General features: G+C 38.9%; 17 protein-coding genes. 11 read left to right on the forward strand and 6 right to left on the reverse strand.

Annotated elements, in window-relative coordinates:
* Positions 1-8: 8 nt before the first annotated feature.
* The 4 genes from NF867_RS14345 to NF867_RS14360 all read right to left on the reverse strand — a co-directional run bounded on the left by NF867_RS14345 (position 9) and on the right by NF867_RS14360 (position 4,292).
* Positions 9-698, reverse strand: coding sequence for an aspartate/glutamate racemase family protein (locus NF867_RS14345; RefSeq protein WP_252588881.1), 690 nt, complete (start codon positions 696-698; stop codon positions 9-11).
* 80 nt (positions 699-778) lie between these two features.
* The gene (gene rocD / locus NF867_RS14350) at positions 779-2,023 is read right to left on the reverse strand and encodes an ornithine--oxo-acid transaminase (protein WP_252588884.1); all 1,245 of its coding nucleotides are present in this window, start codon (positions 2,021-2,023) and stop codon (positions 779-781) included.
* 155 nt (positions 2,024-2,178) lie between these two features.
* Positions 2,179-3,231: a TerC family protein gene (locus NF867_RS14355; RefSeq protein WP_252588886.1), complete on the reverse strand. Its 1,053-nt coding sequence runs from the start codon at positions 3,229-3,231 to the stop codon at positions 2,179-2,181.
* Positions 3,232-3,320: 89 nt separating this feature from the next.
* Positions 3,321-4,292 (reverse strand): polyprenyl synthetase family protein, encoded by a 972-nt coding sequence (locus NF867_RS14360; RefSeq protein ID WP_252588888.1) that lies wholly within the window; start codon positions 4,290-4,292, stop codon positions 3,321-3,323.
* 696 nt (positions 4,293-4,988) lie between these two features.
* Here NF867_RS14360 and NF867_RS14365 point away from each other — a divergent pair.
* Positions 4,989-6,728, forward strand: a complete 1,740-nt coding sequence (locus tag NF867_RS14365) for a DUF1508 domain-containing protein (RefSeq protein ID WP_252588890.1) — start codon at positions 4,989-4,991, stop codon at positions 6,726-6,728.
* A 128-nt stretch (positions 6,729-6,856) separates the two neighbouring features.
* Here NF867_RS14365 and NF867_RS14370 read toward each other — a convergent pair whose 3' ends face one another.
* Together NF867_RS14370 and NF867_RS14375 are read right to left on the reverse strand one after the other, a co-directional pair.
* Positions 6,857-7,570, reverse strand: a complete 714-nt coding sequence (locus tag NF867_RS14370; protein ID WP_252588892.1) for a YqjF family protein — start codon at positions 7,568-7,570, stop codon at positions 6,857-6,859.
* Positions 7,571-7,643: 73 nt separating this feature from the next.
* Entirely contained in the window at positions 7,644-8,195 is a 552-nt protein-coding gene (locus tag NF867_RS14375) for a dihydrofolate reductase family protein (protein WP_252588894.1), read from the reverse strand.
* 489 nt (positions 8,196-8,684) lie between these two features.
* On the opposite strand from NF867_RS14375, the gene NF867_RS14380 reads away from it, so the two are divergent.
* The 10 genes from NF867_RS14380 (at position 8,685) to NF867_RS14425 (ending at position 23,139) form a co-directional block, all read left to right on the forward strand.
* On the forward strand, positions 8,685-9,251 hold the full coding sequence (locus tag NF867_RS14380) for an RNA polymerase sigma factor (protein WP_252588896.1): 567 nt from the start codon (positions 8,685-8,687) through the stop codon (positions 9,249-9,251).
* Positions 9,252-9,316: 65 nt separating this feature from the next.
* The gene (locus NF867_RS14385; protein WP_252588898.1) at positions 9,317-10,456 is read left to right on the forward strand and encodes a FecR family protein; all 1,140 of its coding nucleotides are present in this window, start codon (positions 9,317-9,319) and stop codon (positions 10,454-10,456) included.
* Between the two features lie 112 nt (positions 10,457-10,568).
* Complete coding sequence (locus NF867_RS14390) at positions 10,569-13,934, forward strand: SusC/RagA family TonB-linked outer membrane protein (protein ID WP_252588900.1); 3,366 nt, start codon at positions 10,569-10,571, stop codon at positions 13,932-13,934.
* An 18-nt stretch (positions 13,935-13,952) separates the two neighbouring features.
* A complete protein-coding gene (locus NF867_RS14395; protein WP_252588903.1) occupies positions 13,953-15,380 on the forward strand; it encodes a RagB/SusD family nutrient uptake outer membrane protein in 1,428 nt (475 codons plus the stop codon).
* Between the two features lie 14 nt (positions 15,381-15,394).
* Positions 15,395-16,168, forward strand: coding sequence for a DUF4843 domain-containing protein (locus tag NF867_RS14400; protein WP_252588905.1), 774 nt, complete (start codon positions 15,395-15,397; stop codon positions 16,166-16,168).
* A gap of 16 nt (positions 16,169-16,184) precedes the next feature.
* The gene (locus NF867_RS14405; RefSeq protein ID WP_252588907.1) at positions 16,185-17,654 is read left to right on the forward strand and encodes a PKD-like family lipoprotein; all 1,470 of its coding nucleotides are present in this window, start codon (positions 16,185-16,187) and stop codon (positions 17,652-17,654) included.
* Between the two features lie 157 nt (positions 17,655-17,811).
* Positions 17,812-19,245: a TlpA family protein disulfide reductase gene (locus NF867_RS14410; RefSeq protein ID WP_252588909.1), complete on the forward strand. Its 1,434-nt coding sequence runs from the start codon at positions 17,812-17,814 to the stop codon at positions 19,243-19,245.
* Between the two features lie 20 nt (positions 19,246-19,265).
* Complete coding sequence (locus NF867_RS14415; protein WP_252588911.1) at positions 19,266-20,615, forward strand: TlpA family protein disulfide reductase; 1,350 nt, start codon at positions 19,266-19,268, stop codon at positions 20,613-20,615.
* Between the two features lie 59 nt (positions 20,616-20,674).
* A complete protein-coding gene (locus tag NF867_RS14420; protein ID WP_252588913.1) occupies positions 20,675-22,159 on the forward strand; it encodes a retropepsin-like aspartic protease in 1,485 nt (494 codons plus the stop codon).
* 407 nt (positions 22,160-22,566) lie between these two features.
* The gene (locus NF867_RS14425; RefSeq protein ID WP_252588915.1) at positions 22,567-23,139 is read left to right on the forward strand and encodes a hypothetical protein; all 573 of its coding nucleotides are present in this window, start codon (positions 22,567-22,569) and stop codon (positions 23,137-23,139) included.
* Positions 23,140-23,171 lie beyond the last annotated feature (32 nt).

A 23,171-nucleotide genomic window follows, 5' to 3' on the forward strand; every position in this document is an offset into this window, starting at 1 on the left:
ATAAGAACTTATGAGAGAATAAACTCAACAGCTGCTGCTGAATGAATCAAAGTTGTATCAAATATTGGGACTGTTACATCCCCCTGTCTAATAATTAGAGGAATTTCGGTACAGCCTAAAATTACACCTTCGGCACCCTGCTGAATCAGCTCATTAATTATCGAGATATATCGTTCCCTCGTTTCGGGCTTAATCACTCCCTTTCCTAATTCGTAATAAATCGTATCCTGAATAAAATCTCTATCTGCGGCAGCAGGAATAACTGCATCGATAGAGCGTTCTGCTAATTTATTTTTGAAAAAGTCGAGCTCCATAGTGAATTTCGTGCCTAGTAAGCCGACTTTATTAAGACTTGCCTGTTCAATAACCTTAGCGGTTTCGCTGGCAATATGAATTACGGGAAGATCAATGTTTTTACCGAGCTGATCAGCAATTAAATGCATGGTATTGGCGCATAACACAATTGCCTCAACTCCGCCATTTTTCATGGTTAAACATGCCTTAGTAATCATTTTTTGCGTATTGTCCCAGTCATTATTGTCGTTGTTCTTTTTGATGTCGGCATAATTAAACGAGTAGATCAGGCATTCAGCGAAATTCAATCCTCCGAGTTTGGCATTTACGCCCTCGTTAATCAATCGGTAGTAATCTGCTGTCGACACCCAGCTGATGCCGCCTATTAAGCCTATTTTTTTCATTTTGGTTTCTGTGATAACTAGTGGATGCAAAATCGGCAATTCAAATTGAATTGCCGATTAAGTATTTGCAAGTGCTTAGACTATTTCTTAAACTCCAAAACTGTTTTTCGAATAATGGAAACACATTCCATGAGTTGCTCATTATTCATAACTAATGGAGGAGCAAAGCGAATAATATTGCCATGAGTTGGTTTTGCCAACAATCCGTTTTCTTTCAGTTGAACACAAAGATCCCAAGCTGTAGAACTGTCTTCCGAATCATTAACTACTATGGCATTCAGCAGGCCTTTTCCTCTCACTAAAATTAATAAATCAGTTTCGTTGATCAGTTTCTGCATTTCAGCACGGAAAATAACCCCAAGTTGTTCTGCGTTTTCAGCTAGCTTTTCATCGGTAACTACTTCAAGAGCGGCCATAGCAACTTTGTTGGCTAATGGGTTTCCTCCAAAAGTAGATCCATGGGTTCCCGGAGTGATCACTTGCATAATAGCATCATCACAAAATACAGCTGAAACTGGAAGAACACCACCTGAAATGGCTTTTCCTAAAATCAACAGATCAGGGTGAACGTTTTCGTGATCGCATGCAAGGAGCTTGCCGGTACGGGCAATGCCGGTTTGTACTTCGTCGGCAATGAACAGTACATTTTTCTCTTTACATAATGCGGCTGCTTTGCTTAAATAACCTTCATCCGGAACAAAAACACCTGCCTCACCCTGAATAGGCTCCACTAGAAAACCGGCTACATTTGGGTTTTTCAATGCTTTGGTAAGTGCCTCCAGATCATTGTAAGGAATTCGGATAAACCCTTCTGGGTATGGTCCGAAGTTTTTAGTTGAACCACTGTCGCTTGAAAAAGAAACAATAGTAGTGGTACGGCCGTGGAAGTTCTGCTCGCAAACAATAATTTGCGCCGAATTTTCAGCCACGCCTTTTACTTCGTATGCCCATTTTCTACAGATCTTAATCGCTGTTTCAACAGCCTCGGCACCTGTATTCATCGGCAGAACTTTATCATAACCAAAGTAATTGGTTACATATTTTTCATACTCGCCTAAAGTGCTGTTGTAAAATGCACGCGAAGTAAGTGTTAGTTTTTGAGCCTGTTCAACAAGGGCGTTGATAATTTTTGGGTGACAATGTCCTTGGTTCACCGCCGAGTAGGCCGAAAGGAAGTCATAGTAACGCTTTCCGTCAACATCCCAAACGTAAACACCTTCACCTTTATCTAAAACTACGGGTAAGGGATGATAATTATGAGCTCCGTATTTGTTTTCCAGCTCTATCATTTCAGCTGAAAGCGAACCTAAAACTGTTTCTGTCATTGTGGTATGAGTTGATGAGAACTCAAATATAGCCTTATTTTTATTGAACTTTAAACCCAAAATCGGCCTGTACGATGCCCAAATGCCATAAAAACAAGGAAAGCCCGAAGAAATCGGGCTTTAAATTATTTAAACTCATTTTTTGCTTCCTGCTACTAGTTTGATAATTTCTCTTTTTTTGGAAAAATTAATGAAGCAATAACACTAATAGCTAAAATCAGCAGTATAATTATCAGAGAATGTGAGGTATCGAATCCAATTTTATCCATAAAGTCGTGAGCCAGCATTTTTGCCCCGATAAATATTAATAAAACGGATAAGCCGATTTTAAGATAGTGGAACTTATGAATAATGTTTACCAACAAGAAGAACATCGATCGTAATCCTAAAATTGCAAAGATATTAGAGAAAAAAACGATGTAAGCATCTTTGGTAACGGCAAATATGGCCGGAATTGAATCAACTGCGAAGATTAGATCAGTGAATTCTATTACCAATAACACAATGAACAATGGAGTCACCAGGTTTTTGCCATTCTTTTTTACGAAGAAGTGATTGCCCTCATAATGTGGCCAAACAGCAAAAGCGTGCTGTGCCCAACGTACCACCGCATGATTTTGAGTGTCAATTTTCTCATCCTGGTTACGATTCTTGAACATCATCACACCAGTGTAAACCAAGAAGGCTCCGAAAATGTAAAGGATCCAACCGAATTTGGCAATCAAGGTTGCTCCCAAAAAGATGAAGATGAAACGCATAATAACTGCGCCTAAAATCCCCCAAAATAACACCCTGTGGTATAGTTTCTTTTCAACGCCAAAGGCTGTGAAAATTAATACGATAACAAAGATATTGTCGACTGAAAGAGCGTACTCAACAACATAACCCGTAATAAATTCAAGGGAAAGGTTATGCCGGTAAACGGCTAAGCTTGCTTCAAAATCGCCCGGGATCAGTTTTATATGATGCTTATTGAGTCTTACAATCTCCTCCAAACGGGCCATGTCGGTAATCCCATGCAGTAATTCTCCCTTAAAGTAAATGACAGCATAAAAGCCTAAGGCCAATGAGATCCAAATGATGCTCATGATCAGCGCTTCTTTCAGGCTTACTTCATGGTCTTTCTTATTGAATACCCCTAAATCGAGGCTCAACATTCCGATAATAAATAGCAGGAAACTTCCGAAATAAATAAGTTCGTTCGACATGATTGTATATGGAAATGCAGAACTCCAGAAAGAGATCTGTTTTGATTGAAAAATTAATGCAGCCTTTCGGTCCTTAGAACAAAAAGGGTTTATTTTTTACGTTCAGTTGTATAACGTACTAATTGTTCTAATGATAGGCGTTGTTCACTTTCAGGAAATGAATTTAATATTTCAAAAGCTTCATCCTGAAATTTAAGCATTGTTTGTTCGGCCAATTCTAAACCTCCGGTGCTCTTTACAAACGCAATTACTTCCTGCACTTTTTCGGGCTCCTCGTTGTGGTTCTTCACCAAGTTCATGATCCGGCGCTTTTCATCTTTGTTGCAGTTTCTTAAAGCAAAAATTAAAGGCAGTGTAACTTTTTTCTCTTTAATATCAATTCCACGAGGTTTACCAACATCGTCGTAACCAAAATCAAAAAGATCGTCTTTAATTTGAAAGGCAATACCAATTTTCTCACCGAACAAACGCATCCGTTCTATTTCTTCGGCATTGGCGCCCGAAGAGGCTGCTCCGCATGCACAACATGAAGCGATAAGTGAAGCCGTTTTTTGACGGATAACTTCAAAATAAATCTCTTCTTCAATGTCCATCCTTCTAACTTTCTCTACTTGTAAAAGCTCTCCTTCGCTCATTTCGCGTACAGCATTGGATACAATTTCGAGTAAGTTGTAATCTTTATGTTCCACCGAAAGCAATAGGCCTTTCGATAAAAGAAAATCGCCTACCAACACCGCGATCTTGTTCTTCCATAACGCATTAATAGAAAAAAAGCCACGACGCTCGTGGGCGTCGTCCACTACGTCGTCGTGTACAAGAGAGGCTGTATGAAGTAATTCTACCAATGCCGCCCCACGATAAGTAGCCTCTGTTATTCCTCCGCATACCTTGGCCGAAAAAAATACAAACATAGGGCGCATCTGCTTACCCTTGCGTTTATAAATATAGTGGGTGATACGATCGAGCAAAGGAACGGAACTTTGCATCGACTTCTTGAATTTCTCTTCAAAAAGGTCGATTTCGGCGGCGATGGGTTTTTTAATTTCGTCTAAAGTAGGCATTCACGTTCGGTTGCTTTTGGTTGAGAGGCAACGGCTCTGCTTTTAATATTTTTTCAGAATGAGGCCGTTAACCTGGCTTTATTCATGTTTTAATTTGATCCGTGTTGATATTGGTACATAAAAAAGGATATTCCGATTTCCGAAATATCATTATTATAATTGATCAAAGATTTCAAAACTTTCGAGCCAAATATACTCATTAGCCCTTATTAAACTAATTTATCAATAATAAATAATCAGTTTTAAACTTAATAAAAGGCATACAAACTAATCTTAACATCCTCCAAAGCTTAAGGTAATAATTATCAGTTCTTTTTGTTTTTGTATCTCTAACCAATTCGTTCGTCTCTCACTGTAGTTAAAGAAATTTAGTGATTTTGCATCGGTTTGACCATCACAGTAATTAAACGAATCCTTCTCTCCGTTTCTCGATAAAACCAATCCGAGCCACAATATTTACTGAATTGTTCCCTTCCTCAAAATGTAATTTATCTCCCTCTCTACTTGAACTATAAACGACTATATCTTGCTGATTATCAGAATAATTATTAACTTATAGTTGAGCAATAAATAAGAAAGTGATGCTCCATCTACTTTTGCAGACCAATCATTGCTCAATAAGCTATCGTGTCTTACTTCCATTCAACATTCCAGTTCGTTTTTCTAAATATTGGTTACTCTTAAAAAACTATAATTATGCAAACGGAAGATTATCTAAATTTTAATCGCTATCAAAACCAACCAGCCGCAGTAGAGTCTGGATTTTCATCGTTTTATGATGAAGATGCCAATAAGTATTATTTCAGTGTTTTAGATGATGACAATACCACGGTGTTATTTATCAGTGAGGGGTATACTTCGGAGGCGGGGCGTGATAATGGTATTGCGTCGGTTGTAACAAACCGCGATTTAGATGAACGGTATATGGTTAAGTCGACGGAGGAGGGCAGGTATTACCTAAGTTTGCGAGCCGCCAATAATCAAGAGATAGCCCGAAGTAATTACTTCAGAACTCAGGCTGAAGCAATAGCCCTATTGCCTTCGGAACGAAAAAAAGTAAAGCTTGCAGCAATGGCTGCAGTTGCTAACACGAATGCAAATGATAATTATCTGGACTGCATTGCCTATGAAAATAAACCTCTAAGCAGTTTTGAAGGATTTTCCGCTTTTCAGCATGAAACAAATGGGCAGCATTATTTTGCGATGATTGATAAAACTGGCAAAGTGTTGCTTAGGAGTGAGGGCTATACAACAACACAATCTCGCGATAATGGTATTCAATCGGTGATAAAGAATAGAGAGTTGCCCGAACGTTATTCAGTACGGGACTTTACTAGTGGTAAACGGATTGTTTTTCTTTTAGCTGCAAACCATAAAGAGATAGCCAGAAGTTGCCCGATTTCTGATGAGAAAGCTTTGTTTGCGCTGTTTCCTTTGTTGGCTCCTGTTGCGCTAGGCGCTGTTGGCGGCAAAGACGATGATTATTTGGGCTGTCATGAATATACCGGTTACGAACCGGACGCCAATGGTATTGCCCGATTTGAGAAGAATGGACAATATTATTTTGTTTGGTACGATGAGAACGGTAAGGTTTTGTTACGATCGGAAGGATTTGAAACCCAAAGCGCACTGCAGGAAGAGCTTGACCTGGTTTTAAAACACAGGCATTCGGACAGCAGGTACGAGGCCATTGAAAAGGCTGGTTACCGGATTAGGGTTTTGAAAGATGAAAAGGGCCGAGAAATAGGTCGTTCATGTGCAGAGAAATTCGTTGTAGCTCCTCCGCCTGTTGTGGCATCTCCACCGCCTGTTGCGGCTGCGCTTCCTGCAGAGCCGGTGGCGGCATCAGGAGGCTTTAACTGGTGGTGGCTGATTATTCCACTGCTTTTATTACTCCTGTTCTTCTGGTGGAGAAGCTGTAATAAAACACCAGAGGTCGTGCCTCCGCCTCCTCCTGTTGAAGCTCCAGTCGATACAACGAAAAGAGATACGATTGCCGAAGTGGCTCCTAAAACAGCTGAGGCCGAAGTAAGGATCAAGTCGATCTTCTTTGATTTTAACAGTACAAGTTTGCGCGCAGAGTCAGTTGCTGAATTGGACATACTGGTGAGTGTTTTAAAGAATAACCCTGATTATACAACGGTGTTAAATGCTTATGCAGATTCTAAAGGTTCGGATGTTTATAATGAAGCTTTGTCGAGGAAGAGAGCAAACGCGGCTAAGGATTATCTGGTGAGTAAGGGAATAGATGCCAAGCGTATTGCGGTATCGGTTTTTGGTAAAAAAGATCCTATTGCCAAGAATCAATTGGCCGATGGTACGGATTCAGAAGCTGGTCGTCAGTTTAATCGAAGGATTGAGATAGAAGTAAAGAATAATGCGCAAGAGGTTGAAATTGTTGAAAAGATTCAGGTGCCTGAAGACCTAAAGGAATAATGATTTAAGGATTTGAGATTTCCTAAGTGAAAATTGTTCATTGCGAATGGTGAGTTTATATTTCCATTCGCAATTTTTTGTCAATAGTCAGCACGAATGTTTCCTTTTATCATTTACCTTATTGCTGTTTAAATCTGTCGGCCTGCCTTCACGATAATTTCAGACCCTTCGGCCAACATTACAGAAAGCGGTTGTTCATTGGTTAAAGATGAAAAGGCGTTACCGTAAACGGCTCCGAAATCCACATTAATGGAGTAATCACGAATAGTATACATTTTCCATTTAGGGTGTTCCACTCCGTATTCAGAGGTTGTAAGTGAATTTAGTTGGGTGTAGCCCCAATAATGTTCGGTAATAAACTCTTCTTCACTGCCTTCGCTTATATCGATGGCTTTATTAAGTGCCCTTATTCTGAAATTTTGCCATTGCTCTTTCTTCCAGCTGTATTCCACATGCAAATGATCGTCAATTGTTTGACAGCTATGCGACATTGGCATTGTCTCATACTTTTCACCGTAAATAGTGTTGGCAACAAAAGTCAATGCAGGTTTAGTGACAATTTCTTTAATAAAAGTTACGCCGCGTTTCCACTCTCCATTCTCTTTATAGCGAACGTAAAAACGCAGATTCACTTCTTCAAAATCGGAATGAAACGGAATTCGGAAGCCTTTTAAACGTGTGTTGACGAATTTAAAACCTACCAAGCTAACGTAACAGGTGTCGTTCCATAAGTCGAGCTCGGTTTTCTTTGGCAGAAATTTAGTAAGCAAGTTTTTGTTTACTTCGTAGTTTGCAATGGCGAGTTTTCTCCACTCTGCAGTTAAAAATGATTTTGTAGGCATTGTGTTTTTCTGGTTTGGCTTGAAGTTACCTTTATGTTAATCATTTAATGTTCAATAAATCATTTGGTCTTTTTTATTGCCCTGAAGGTTCGTAATATAGCACGATGGCTCCTGAACCAAAGCTTTTTGTCTTTAAAAGTTTCAGCGTTATTCTGTCATTCATATTTTCAAACAAGGGCAAGCCGCTTCCTGCAACAACAGGGTGAATACAAAGTTGGTATTCATCAACCAAATTAAGTTTCATTAGTTGTATAATTAAACTCCGACAGCCAATAAAAATATCTTTACCCGGCTGTTGCTTGAGTTCTAAAACTTCTTCTTTAAGGTCTTTGCTTGCCAGCCTTGCACTTTTCCAGTCTACCTTCTTTAGCGTGTGAGAAAACACAATCTTAGGAGTCCTATCCATTACCAAAGCAAAGTCATCCATTGATTTTTCACCTGAAGGATTTTCTATCAACGTTCGCCAAAACTCCATAAGTTGGTAGGTTATCCTTCCATATAAAACAACACCTGCGTTATCTAACAGATCAGTGTAATGTTGGTGTATTTCTTCATCTGGGATTATTGCCGTATGGTCGCAAAATCCGTCAAGTGTCATATTGATTGCTGCAATTATTTTTCTCATACGATTTCGGATGAATTACTTGGAACTTGACAAGAATCGATTTATTAATCATTTCTCACAATAAAACCATTTAGACTTCTTCCTATATAAATTTCGTTTTCATTTATTGAGATTCAAAATGAGCACTGAAGGTTCAAGGTGTGGTGAAGTGGTTGTTTAGCAGGTGTCAATAATTTTTATTCCTCCGAGAATAATTAAACTTATTATCAATGCTTCGCTTCAATTCCATACCGTATTGCTGCTTCAAGTATATCAATGTTTATGTCTTTCAGTTTTTTGAACTTAATGCAATATCCAGTCACGTTCGCTTTACCGAGTTTTTCTCCATATGCATATTAAATTAATGGTGCTTTCTACGGTCTTTCTCCAATGCCTTTGTTGCTTATAGCAAAATAATTTAACTTTTATTGAGGAAAATCAATAGTGTTTTCAAAATAAAAAATCAAATTTGCGGACCCAGAACCAAAGTGACCGAAATCAAAAGGAATTATGAAGCCGGAGCTGCAAAAGCTTAATAAAAAAAACATTGAAGAATTGTTTCACGCTAACTATAGAAGACTTTGCGTGATGGCAGTTCGTTATGTGGATGATATTGAGGTGGCAAAAGATCTGGTTCAGGGTTTATTTGCACATTTATTATATAAATACGAGCAGATTCAATTGAAAACTTCCTTGGAGGCGTATGCTGTCCGCTCTGTAAAACATCTCTGCATTACCTACCTAAGAAGGCAAAAAAGCCAAAAAATTGTTTATCAAACAGATGATCTACCTGAAATGACATTTGACCCTTATGGGTTAATAGATGATCAAAATCAGCGATTAGAAATGTATGCAAAGTTGCATGCCGCTTTAAAAAAATTGCCTCCCGAAAGGTGCAAAATATTTTTGATGAGCAATGTTGAAGGATTCTCTTATGCTGAAATTGCTGAGAAAAATGGAATTTCAGTTAATACTGTAAAAACTCAAATTAAAAAAGCATACTCTACACTTCGAGCTGAATTGTCTGTAAATGCGATTGTTTGCCTAATATTATTTTTCAGAATTAACGATTTGTAAATTTTTTTTCTTTTTTTTTAATAAGCCAATCACCCTTTTTTGCACTAAGTGCGTCTTGCCTGTATATGAAAATAAAACAGGATAATTTTAAGGGCGAAAAATGGATTTTGGATGTTTTGGATGATCAGTCATCTGAAGAGCATGTATTTCCTACCAGTGATTTGGAAATCTTGGAAAGGGAAAAGGAAATACTCGATGATGCTATCTTGCATGCACAATTCGCTGATAAAATCGATGAAACGGCAGACTGGCAAAAAGTACTAGGACAACCGCGTATAATCACCTTAAAGTCATTCTTAAAATATGCAGCTATATTAGCAATCCCGCTAATTATAGGTGCCGCCTTCTTTTTAACCCAAAAACACTCAAAACTTAGTTTAACTGCAACATCAACTGTTCAGCCTGGGAAAAAGGTGATGCTAATTCTTCAGGATGGTTCAAATGTTGACCTGACGCAGGCTAAAAATGTAAAGGGCCTTTCAGGTGTTATTAATAACAATAGTACACTTGATTATACCAATACCGAGAACTCCTCCAATGCAGATAAACCGGTTTTTAACACCTTATTGGTTCCCCGCGGCGAAGATTACAAATTAGTGCTTGAAGACGGAACGGAGGTTTGGGTGAATGCAGATACCAAAATCAAGTACCAGGTTAATTTGAGCAAAACTCAAACGCGTGAAGTTTATCTGGAGGAAGGGGAAGCTTATTTCCATGTGACGAAAAATCCGTCAAAACCATTTATCGTTCATAATAATAATATGGCTGTACAAGTTTTAGGGACGTCCTTTAACGTAAATGCCTATTCCAATACCATTCTAACCACATTAGTTGAAGGCAAAGTGAAAGTAAGCGCTGGTTCAGACAAATTCTTGTTTTTAACTCCGGGAGAGCAAGCGAGCTTCACGAGTGCGAACGGTAACCTGCAAAAGCAGGACGTAGACGTATATCCATTTGTTTCATGGAAAGACGGACTAATCATAGTTGAAAATGAAACCATGTCCGAATTGATGGAAAAAATTGGTCGTCTGTACGATTATGACATTCAAATTAAAGACGAAGAAATTAAGAATTGGCATTATTCGATTTTAGCCAAAAGATCATCATCTGTAGAAGATATTTTAAATACTATTCAAAGTACATCAAAATTAAAGTTCACTGTAAAAGAAAGGAAAATTTTTGTTGAGAAAGCGATAAATAATTAACAAAAAAGGGGCGATGTTTCTGCATCGCCCGAACAGGTAAGTTGTTATAAATCAAATGCTCCCGGCTAAGTTGCAAGGATTTATATTTTACTTTTTAACCTAATCAAATCTAATGAAAAAAATTTACTCAAGATTTATTCCAATTAAGAACCTGAAAGGGTTAAGAAAAAAAGGGTTAACCGCCTTTCTGCTTTTGGCATTCTCCATGAATATAATGGCTCAATCAGCGCCGAAAGTGAGTTTAAATGTTAAAAACGCTCAGGTTTCAACTGTTTTTGAGTCGCTAAAAAAGCAGACAAAAATTTACTTCGTTTATAATCATGAAGAAGTAAATGCTTTACCTAAAGTGACCCTGAATTTAAAGGACCAACCACTTGAAACGGTGTTGGAACTGTTATTGACGGATTCTAATTTAGAATATTCGATACAACAAGAGTCTATTGTTATCAGACTAAAAAAAGCAAAAGAAAATAAGCAATCACGTAAAAAAATATTGGTTAGCGGAGTAGTGACTGATGACACTAATGCACCATTGCCTGGGGCGAGTGTAGTTGAAACAGGGACCAATAATGGTACAATGACCAACGACAAGGGCCAATTTCAATTGAATGTGGAAGAAAATGGCAGCATAACGGTGAGTTCTCTGGGCATGGCTACGCAAAAAATTCAGGTAGGGGGAAAAACCAGTTTCAAAATCTCATTGAATGCTACCAGCAATGGCCTGAAAGAAGTAGTGGTTGCAACTGGTATGTTCAAAAAGGCTACTCAAAGTTATACAGGTGCCGCTACAACCATTACCGCTAAAGAACTGGAAACGGCCAGCAACCGCAATCTTATCGCAGCCATCCGTAATATTGATCCATCGTTTAACGTGTTGGTTAATAACCAGGCTGGTTCTAACCCGAATGCAATACCGGATGTTACAATCCGTGGAGTTTCCAACCTGCCAAACGTAAATCAGGTGGGATATGATGATCAAGTGCGCGCCTTAAACGCTCCATATGTTATCCTTGATGGCTTTCCATCAACCATGCAAAAGCTGTATGACTTGAACGTGGATCAGGTAGAAACCATTACGATTTTGAAGGATGCTTCGGCAACCGCTATTTATGGCTCTAAAGCGGCAAATGGTGTAATAGCCATTACACTTAAAGCACCTAAAGCCGGAAAGCTTGAAGTAAGTTTCCGCAATAACATAAGTGTGGAAGCGGCTGACTTAAGCGCCTATAATCTTTTAAATGCCAGACAAAAGCTGGATCTGGAGCAAATAGCTGGGCTTTACAATGACTTTCGACCTGAAAACGATCTCACTAGAAAAAGCTATTATAACTTCTTACTAAATGAGGTAAACAGGGGAGTGAACACCTATTGGTTGTCACAGCCTATTCGTAATGGCGTAGGGCAGCAACATAGCCTTAATTTAGGAGGTGGTGACCAGTCGTTTCGTTATTCGGCCAATGTATCTTTAAATGATATTCAGGGGGCAATGAAAGAGTCGGGCCGCAAAACCTATTCTGCATCGATCAACCTTTCTTACACTTTTAAAAAAATAAAATTCAGCAATAATGCATCGTATTCTCAAGGTTATTCACAAGATTCACCTTATGGAAACTTCAGTGAATACGTGAGACAAAACCCTTATTGGAGAGCATTTGATGAAAATGGGAAGGTATTAAAATACTTGGGAGATCCTGGTGATGGTAGTTACACAGGTCGTTGGAATAAATTGCCGGTGAATCCTTTGTATAACGCCACGCTAAATACCTTTAATAAAAGAGAAAACACAGGTCTTACCAACAATACAAGTCTTGAATGGCAGGTTCTTAATGAATTGGTTATGAGGGGCCGTTTAGGTATTTCCAAAGGCACGAACCAAAGTGATATATACAGGCCTGCTGATCATACTGCTTTTGATGATTATGGTCCTGAGAATGTGTTTAGAAAGGGTGATTATCAGTTTGGAACTGGTAATAACATTAGCTATGATGCGTCGCTCAATATAGCTTTTACTAAAACCTTTGTTTCAAAACATACCGTTTTCGCCGGATTAGATTATAGTATTAATTCAAATACAAACTCGAGTTACGGATTTACAGCGGAAGGATTTAGCAATCCAAAATTTAATTTCCTCTCCATGGCATTGCAATATCCGGCAAACGGTAAGCCTTCCGGATCTGAAAATACAGCCAGGACAATTGGTTTGGTGGGCAATCTGAATTACATCTACGACAATCGCTATATGGTTGAAGGCTCCTATCGCTTGGATGGATCTTCTCAATTAGGTGATCAGAAAAAATTTGCTCCTTTTTGGTCAGTTGGCGCAGGTTGGAATCTTGATAGAGAAGCCTTTTTTCAAAACCAGTCGATCGTTAATCGATTAAAATTGCGTGGATCAGTAGGTGTTACCGGCGCTCAATTTTCAGCAGGTAATCAGGCCATGACTGCTTACCAATATGATATGGGAGACCGTTATTACAATTGGACCGGAGCTAACCTGCTTTCTTTGGGTAACGAAAATTTAAAATGGCAATCGACACTGCAGTCAGACATTGGAATAGACGCAGAATTCCTGAATAGCCGTTTAAAAATTAATGCGGACTATTACCAGAAACTAACCAAAGATCTGATTTCAGCCGTAAACCTTCCTGCTTCGAGTGGCTATGCAAGCTATGCTGAAAATATGGGCAATATGCAGAATAAAGGTTACGAGGTTAAGGTAACAGGCACCATGGTTCGTGACACCCACCGCCAGTTATACTGGAATTTAACGGTCGCTGCTATGCATAACAGCAATAAGATCACGAAAATTTCGGAAGCCTTAAAAAATGCACAAAAGGGCATGGAGGCAGCTAAAACCGCTACTCCTAATACATTATACCGAGAAGGCCAATCAATTTCTACCATTTACGTTGTACCATCCTTAGGGATTGATCCAAGTACAGGGAAAGAAATGTACAGAACTGCCGATGGAAACGCCACTTTCACCTGGAATGGAGCTGACATGGTGGCTTACGGCTCAACCGATCCTGATATTCTGGGAAATATAAGCTCAATGGTTAGATACAAGAAATTAACGTTTAATATTTCCTTTGGATATCGCACCGGAGGCCAGTTATATAACGAAACGTTAATTAACAAGGTAGAAAACGCCGATTTTAAATATAACGTAGATGCCCGTGTGTATAATGACCGTTGGCAAAATCCAGGGGATATTGTTGAGTTTAAAGGGTTAATGGTGACAACTGAAACCGGTAAAACTTCGCGCTTTGTAGAGAATGAGACCACCATTAACTGTCAGAACATCAATTTGGCGTATGATATCAGGTCAGACTACATACAAAAGCGTTTTGGAGTCAGGAGAATGTCTTTATCTGCAAGTTGGTCTGATCCATTCTATGTTTCGACCGTAAAACAAGAGCGAGGTACAAGCTATCCTTTCTCCAGAAATTTTTCATTCAGCCTTAATACAACATTCTAATTATCAAGATCCTTAGAAATGAAAAAAATTAAATACATAACGCTGGTATTGTTGGGTGTTTTATCGGTTTCTTCCTGCAAGGACTATTTAACCGTGGATCCACTAACCACCGTGGCTCAACCAACCCTCTATGAATCCGAAACCGGATTTAAGGATGCTCTTACCGGTATTTATATGCAAATGAAATCTACTCAACTTTATGGAGAAAACATGACCATGACCACCATGGAACATCTTGTTTCCAGTTGGGAGACCGACGTGAATTCAGTAGGATCAAACCTGAATTCTTTTAATTATACGGATGCGCAGGTACAAAACACTTTTGAAGGCGTTTTTGGAGCAGAGTATAAAGCTATTGCCAACATAAATGCCATTCTTGATCACATAGATGAGAAAAAGGACGTGTTTCAACCAGGTATGTATGAAACAATCAAGTCAGAATGCCTGGCACTAAGAGCATATTGCCATTTAGATATTTTACGTTTATTTGGTCCGATACCTACCAACCCGACCATAGGCAATAAGCTTCCATATGTTACTCATTTAAGCACTACACCAAATGCAGGAGTATCTTTTTCAGTTTATCAGGAAAAGTTATTAAAAGATTTGGACGAAGCAGCGGCATTAGCCCAAAATGTAGATCCTATTCTTAATTATTCGTTGGCAGAGCTCAAAGATCCGGGGCCGGCTAAAGCTTTTTATCCTTCAGACTACTATTTAGCCTATCGCTATCTGCGTATGAATTATTATGCCGTTAAAGCGCTTCAGGCTCGCGCTTATTTGTGGTTTGGCAATAAAGGAAAAGCCTATGAGTGTGCCCGAGTAGTTATTGATGCCAAAAACAGTAACGGTACTGAAAAATTCCGTTTAGGAACTAGCGCCGATTTGGCAAGTGAGGATTACGCTTTTTCTTCCGAACATATTTTCGGTTTGTTTGATAACGGACTTTTCAGAAGGAATGATGCTTTACTGAATATCTTGAAAAGAGGAGCTCCTGTTGATGAAACTCTATATGGTAAAACCGGAAAGGATATTCGTGAGATGAATGGTCTTTGGAAAACGAATAATGCAACTAAAAAAACAGCTCTTTATAAATTTAAGGTGAAGGAAGAGGCATCTACTTTGAAGCAAATTCCATTATTGCGAATCAGTGAAATGTATTTAATTGCTGTTGAAACGGGTCCGCAGGCAGAGGCTCAACAACTTTGGGATAAGTTTCGTATTGCCAGAAATATTGGCGCCCTTGCACTTCCAGCTGATGCCAAACTTCTACAAGACGAAGTTATTAAGGAATATCGTAAAGAATTATATGGTGAAGGGCAGGCCTTTTTCGCATACAAACGCGTAAATGCGCCCAGATCTATGATAACTTTTGCGCCAGCTACGGCTATCGTAAATTATCTATTACCTATGCCTAAAACAGAAACCGTTAACCTTGACCGATAAAAGAATCTACGAAGATGAAGAGTATTAAACGTTTAATAGCAGTTGCTTTGGTGTCAAGCGTCTTAGTTTCTTGCGAAAAAGAACAATTTCCGTTTACTGATGTGGCCCGGGTGCAATTTGGTCCGGAGCAGAGTCTGTTTTATAACCCCAATGCTAATCTTGCCGATACCTTAAAGAACTACACCTTTATTTATGCTGGAAATAAAACCATTGACACGGTTTATTTTGATCTCTATGCTACTGGAGGTGTGTCTGATCAAGACAGAATCTTTACGCTAAAGCAGGTGCAATTTGCCGGAGCTAATAATGCGGTTGCCGGCCAACATTACAAGGCCTTTGATAATGAGTTGATGAAAAATAAGTACTTCGTAAAGGCCGGTCAGGTGCATGCAAGGGTTCCCATCATAGTGTATCGTGACGCTTCTTTAAAAACCAAGGATGTTGTCTTAAAATTCCAGGTGCAGGAGAATGCAAACTTTAAACTGGGTGAAGCGACCAACTTATGGCGTAAACTAACTTTATCAGATCGTCTAGGCATTAGCCCTCAATGGAATACGGGTTTCTACAAATTTCTTTTGGGGGGTTATAGCACGGTAAAACACCAATTCTTGATCGATCATACTGGTCAGCTATGGAGTGAGGAATGGATGAAGTATTCTATAGAAAATGATCCAGGAAGTGTCATGAATTGGGTTGCTATAGCCAAAACGGCTCTGGTTGATTATAATAATGCTCATCCATTAGATAAATTAAAGGACGAGAACGGGGTATTAATTGTTTTTCCATAATTAGCGGATTTCATCAATGAAAAAAATATATACTATAGCATGGGCGGCAGTAGCCTTATTGGCATTAAGCTGTTCCAAAGATTTGGGTAATTATGACTTTAAGCCCAAAGAAGTTATTAGCATTGAAGGAGTGGAGAAATCGTATAGTATTTCTGGAACCGAAAGGCTTATGATTGACCCCTCCCTAAGTTCTTCTGAAGGGAATGCAAATTTTGATTGTTTTTGGGGAATTTATGATGGCGATTATCAAGGTTTAGACCTCCCAAAGATGGACACCATCTCTAAAACCAAAACCTTGGATTACCTGGTGACACAAAGGCCATATGACAAATGGAAACTCGTGTTTTGTGCAAAAAATAAGCAAACCGGCTTTGCGCAATATTGGCAAATTCCTTTAAGGGTCACTACTCCTTCAGCAGGAGGGTGGTATGTGTTAAAAGATGACGGAAGCCAAAGCGATATCGATTTATTTAAGACCCCTACTTCCATAATGCCTGCCAGTAAGCTTGAAAATATATATAGTAGCTACAATGGAAAAAAAATGGAGGGCAAGGCTTTATTTTTGGCTTATTCAACCGAATATCAACCGAGTTCAAAAACATTGTTTGTCGGAACTGATAAGGATCTTTCAGCACTTAGTATTTATACTTTTAAGGAGTTTAGAAACTTGGGCGGACTATTTTTTGAAAAGCCAAGTGTTAAGGCTCCCGGCTTTTTAATGAATACTGGTGCTAATTATTTTTTACTAAATGACGGTCAGCTTCATGGTCTTTCGACTATACTTCTGGGCGGAGGTTTGTTTAGTACACGAAAATTAATAGATAATGTGAATTCGCCCTACAAATTGTCGAAGTACTTTACTGTAGATGAAGTCTATAGGGCACCCTATTTCTTTGACGACATGAGCAGTTCGTTTTTTATGGCAGGCGATGCTACGGATGCTGCATTAACGGCAGTAACTGATGCAAAAGATAAGAATGGCAAGCTACTAACGGCTATGACAGCTAAGAACAATAACAAGAAATTGTTATTTATGGATGGACTATATGCCTATTTTCAGGATAAAACAGATGCTAACCTGAAAATTTTATCCAACTTAACATTAAATAGCAGCGCATTTCAAATGGTGAATGATACGGTTAAAACCATGGATAAATTTTTCAATGCCACCAATATTGCCATTTTGCAAGCAGGAGATGAAAACATGGTTTACTTTGCCAATGGCAATGAGGTTTGGTCTCGTAACTTATCAAACAAACAAGAAACAAGGCAGTTCATTGTTCCTGCCGGTGAGGAGATTACATTTATCAAACATCGCAAATCAGAAGATGAGCCGTACGCTTACAATTATGTAATGGTTGGCACCAAGGTAGGGGGGAATTATAAAGTACGCATGTTTGAGAAATCGTCTGGTGACTTAAAGCCTACTCCTAAATTCATCCTTGAAGGTACAGGTTCAGTAGGGGACGTATATTTTGTTAAGTAGTGTTTAATTATTCAAGCGCCTTTTAAATAGAAACCGGCAGCTTTCCTGCTGCCGGTTATCATAATCAAAAAAATATAGGATAGCGTATTTCGTCTGCTAAAAAATTAGTGGAATGGGATGGCTAGTTCCTATGAGAATTACCAATTTTTAAACCACAATGAAGAAAAAAATTTTAGCAGTTGCCCTTTTGCTTGCGAGCTTCAGTGCATTTGCGCAGGTGAGCATCGTGAAGGGTGTCATTAAGGCGGAAACAAAAGAGGGCGAAAGGTCACTCTTCAAGATAAATACACCGGTTTCGGAAAACGACAACGCTTTTTATTTTGTTAATGATATTTCACTTTTAAAGTTGGAGGACGGTGAATTTAAAGTTGCAGCTACCACTCAACTGAATGAGGATGGCAGCTTTGCCTTTAAGTTTAAACCAACTTATGAAGGATTTTATGCGATTGGATATGGTGGCAGGGAGTGGGACAAGGGCCAGTTTCCCTTGTATTTGAAGCCTGGAGATAATGCTGAGGTTTCCGTTAACATGAATAAATTCCATGTTGATCTGGTTGGGAAAAATACCCCGGAAAACCAAGTGTTGGTCTCATGGGCCAACTTAATCGAAGAGGTTAAAAACATGGCAGTATACTGGACCTCTTTTTCGGGAAAAAACTATCGTGATTTCTTCCCAGTTTTTGAAACAGTAGTACCTAAAGCTGAAGCATTCAGAAAAAACATCAATACAAAGAACGCCACCTTTAATACCTTAATGAAAGAGCTTACAGGTTACGAAATGGATGGTTTTGCTCTTCGATTTATTTATACACCCCGTTCTGTGCATCCGAAAAAGGAGGATATGCCGGCTTACTATGATGGGATAGTTGTTAAGAATAAATTCCCTAATAACGATATTTTTTCATTGCCATTAGGTAAGGCCTTTTTGCCACTATATGTTATATATGCTACACGTAACATGAATCCAAGTCCTTCTTTTGAAGATAAGCTGGCCTGCTTAGGCACTGATCTGCAAAAAGGCGAATTTCTTTTATTAGAGAAAACTCCCTTTTTTAAATATACCGATGAGCTGGATGACATGGTAAGTAAGTATGGTAATTATTTGCAGACGGCCAGCCAAAAAAAGCGTATTGAAGAACTGCGTCCGAAATTAAAAGTACCTGATAAAGGATTTAAAGCGCATGATTTTACGTATCCTGATAAGGATGGAAAAATGGTTTCATTAAGCGATTGCCTGGGTAAAGTGATAGTGGTTGATATTTGGGCAACTTGGTGCGGCCCTTGTAAAAAGGAAATTCCTTATTTGAAAAGTCTGGAAAAAGAGCTGCATGGCCAGGATGTCGTTTTTATGAGCGTTTCAACTGATAAACTAGAAGATAAGGACAAATGGTTGCAAATGGTCAATGAAATGGAGATGACCGGGGTTCAACTGCTGGCCGGACAGGGTACCAAAATCAGCCAGGATTATAAAATAAATTCAATACCACGCTTCCTGGTGATTGACAAGAAGGGAAATATCGTATCACAAGATGCCCCGACTCCTTCCGATCCGAGATTGAAAGAAATGGTTGTGACCGCACTTAAAAACTAGGGTTTTAAACGTAACAGAAAATGAAAAAACAATTCTTAATAGGCTCATTATTACTTTCAAACGTTTGTGCTTTTGCTCAACTAAGTGAAATAGAGGGAGTAGTGAGTTCAAACAACAAAGATAAGGCAGCTGGCGTATCGCTGGTAAAAGTTGTGGATGGCCAGTTTGAGGTTCTTGCTACTACCCAATTAAATGCGGATGGTTCTTTCGCTTTTTTAGTAAAACCATCAAATGAAGGTTTCTATGCTATACAAACAAAAGATCAGGGTCGTCAATTCCCTATTTATTTAAAGCAGGGAGATCATGTACAGGTGACAATTGATGATAAAAATAAGGTTGAATTAGCAGGGAAGAATACTCCTGAAAATCAGGTGCTGGCCTCATGGTCAAAAATGACAGAAGAATTAAAAGCCAGATCAATTAATGCTGAGGGATACCAGGGAAACATGAACGATTTTTCGAAATGCCTTGCCCAGGTAGCTGATAAAACCGAAACCTTTAAAAAAGGCATAAACACCAAGAATGCAACGTTCAATGGGTTAATGAAGAAACTTACCACCTATGATCTGGACATCTATGCACTTTATTATTTAGCTAGCCAAAAGGAAATGCCAAGCAGAGAGGGACTTTCTGCTTACTACAAGCAAATAGTTGTAAAAGATAAATTTTCCAATGATGATATCTTTTTAATGGGAAATGGGAAAATGCTGATGAAAATCTATCCTTACTTCGCAGGTGGTTTTGATAAGCAACCTACTCTTGATGAAAGGCTTCAGTATTTAACAACCAATCGTCAAAAAGCTGAGATGGTTTTGGCCGAATATAAGGGCATGAAAACCTATGAGCAGTTTGAAGACATGATGGCCAAATACGGGCAGTACTTACAGGCCCCAAATCACAAAAGGATTGTTGAGGCCCTTGATAAAAAGCTGCTTATTACTAAAACCAAATTTAAAGCACCGGGCTTTACCTACCCTGATCTGAACGGGAAAATGGTTTCATTAAGTGATTTTACCGGAAAAGTAGTGTTAATGGATATTTGGGCCTCATGGTGTGGACCTTGTAAACAAGAGATTCCTTATTTAAATGCACTTGAAAAAGAGATGCATGGTAAGGATGTAGTATTCTTGAGTGTGAGTATTGATAAGCTGTCAGACAAGGATAAGTGGTTAAAAGCTATTGCCGATAATCAGGCGGGCGGCAATCAGCTTTTTTCGGGAAATGATTCCCAATTCGCAAAAGATTATATGATCACTACGATTCCACGTTTTGTGATCATTGATAAGAAAGGAAATATGGTTCAAATGAATGCACCGCGTCCTTCTTCTCCTGATTTAAAGCAATTACTCCTGGAGGAACTAAAAAAATAGACCTGTTAACAACGGGTAATTATTCTAAAAGAAGCTGATTCTGACAAAAAAATATTCAAATGCGTAAAATAGTCTATTTGTTGTTGTTTGGTGTATGGGCCCTTATTGGCCCTCTCCATGCACAAACGGTGAAATCTGATTCAGTTTTCACAAAGCTTCAACAAGCATTTATTGCTAAAAGTGCAGGCTTATTGGAGCCTGTTCTTAGCAATGATTTTTCAGTAGGTGTTTATAACAGCCCTATTGCAAAATATATGTTGCAAAATATAGTAAGCCATTATGCGGTTGATTCAATGAAATTGAAAGCAGTGGAAAGGGTTTCCGGCAAAAACTCAGTGCTGTTTATTGTCTATCCCCATGGAGAACCGGCAATCACTACCAGAGCCTGGTTAAATGATAGCCATAAGTTGTTATACGTTGATCTGTTTGATCAATTGTGCGGTTTAAACCGTTATAAGGCATCTACCTTACAAGCCACCATACCCATAGAGGTAAAAGACGGCTCTATTTTTTTAATGGCCACTATTAACGATAGCCAGAAGCCTTTGCGTTTTTTGTTTGATACAGGTGCCGATGGGATGGCTATGCGAAAAACGCTGGCTGACAGTTTAGGCTTGAGAGTAGCACGTGAGCAAAATACTTCGGTAGTAGGCGGCAATATGCAAATTCAGGTTTCAACCGGTAATACCATTCATTTCGACAACTTTGCTGTGAATAACCAAAGCGTGGCGATTTTTGAGCACGTGCGGGAAGGTACCGCGGGAATCATTGGGATAAATTTGGCCTACCAATATATCGTAAAAGTTGATTTCGATAAAATGATCATGCAGCTCTACAGCATGGGTAATTATAAAGAAGAAGACAAGCAAGGAACCACCTTGAGCATTAAGAACGGAAAAGGTATTCTTGAACTTCCCCTTAATTTAAAAGTGGGCCAAAAAGAAGTAACCGGTAATTTTATTTTCGATACAGGTGCAGGTTATTATGTGATAGGTTTTGGCGATTTCGTGAAAAGAAATGAGCTTTTAAGCAGTGGGTTCAAACCTTATTTCAGCTCTACAACAGTAAGTATGGGTGTGTCATCGCCCACCTTTACCGGGAATTTTGAAAAAATGACGGTAGGCGCAATTGACCTTCGCAATGTTCCGGGAACGTTAAAAAAATATCGTGAGGGTGATGAGAATGCCACAATTGAAGATGGCTCTTTTGGAGTAAAAACCATCAGTCGCTTTAATTTTACGATTAACCTTGCCGAGAAAACCATTCATTTAACTCCTAACCAACGATTTAATACCCCAATTGATTTTATGCTTGGCGATAAAATGTTCAGTTTCAAAGAAAGCGGGCAGCTAGCTGTGATTGTTGACATTACAGCAGAACAGCTATTCAAGCAAGGAGATGTGGTTTTATCTATTAATGATATTGAATCGGAAACATTAAAGAAAGAACCTGCAAGAATTCTGAAACTTCAAACAATGCCCTCTGGCTCCAAACTTTCATTTAAAGTGTTGAGGGATGGGCAGGTAGTAAAAATTTCAGCCTAAAAATCAAAGGACGAATAATAACCATTAGACATTTTTGCCGAAATAAAAATAAAAGCGGCTGTTAGGATTGAAAACAGCCGCTTTATTCGGCAGAGGTTTCGTCAAACACATTGCTTTCGGGGTTAATATTTTTCTTAAATGGCGGCCATTAAAATATTATTTCGTTTTTTTTAAAAAACCAATCACCCTTTTTTGCACTGCAAGCGTCATGTTCTTGTAATAAAGAAAACAAGGCCATCACGTTGAGCATTTAGAGCAGGTGATAAATATTTCAGCCTAAAGTTTGACAATAAATTCATTGAAGTTAACCGAATAGAATTGTACGCTAAGAAATCGAATCAATGACCAAAATCAATTCAATAATGAAAAAAGTTAAAATCGGGTCTATAGTAAGGACTTTACTTCTTATGATACCAATCCTGGGGATTGCTCAAATTTCATTTGCCCAAAAAAATAAAGGCAAAAACAAAGAGGTGCCTGTGTGGGTCAGGATGATGGACGAGCCGGGAGTAAATTATAACCAGGCCATTGCGGAGTTTGAGAAATTTTGGGCAGGGCGCCAAAGGCCTGAGGTGGAAAATGAATTATTTGAGAGCGCAGGAAATGAGGAACGTGAACGCGAATTAGAACGTAAGCAAAAGCGTTTGAGTAAAAACGATCCGGCTGTCATTTATGCAAGTGAATACAAGCAATTTATACAGTGGCAAATTGATATGGCCGGTCTTGTAAAACCGGATGGCACGGTGATGACGATGGAGGAGCGTTTGGGTGAGTGGAAAAAGGATCAAGAGTTTCGTAAGGCCTATCAATATAAACCTCACAGAAAAGATAAGGAGCCAGGTAAAGATCGTCCGGTTGATCCTCAGAAAAAAGAAAAAGAGGTAGGTAAAGACAATCCTGCTGATCCTGAGAAAAAGGAGAAAGAGGTGCCTAAAGACCAGCAACCTGCACCGATCAAACCCATTAAGGGCAAAAACTAAAAGTAACTCTATTACCAGATACTAAAAGCAAA

The organism is Solitalea agri, assembly GCF_023914155.1.
Lineage (GTDB): Bacteria > Bacteroidota > Bacteroidia > Sphingobacteriales > Sphingobacteriaceae > Solitalea > Solitalea agri.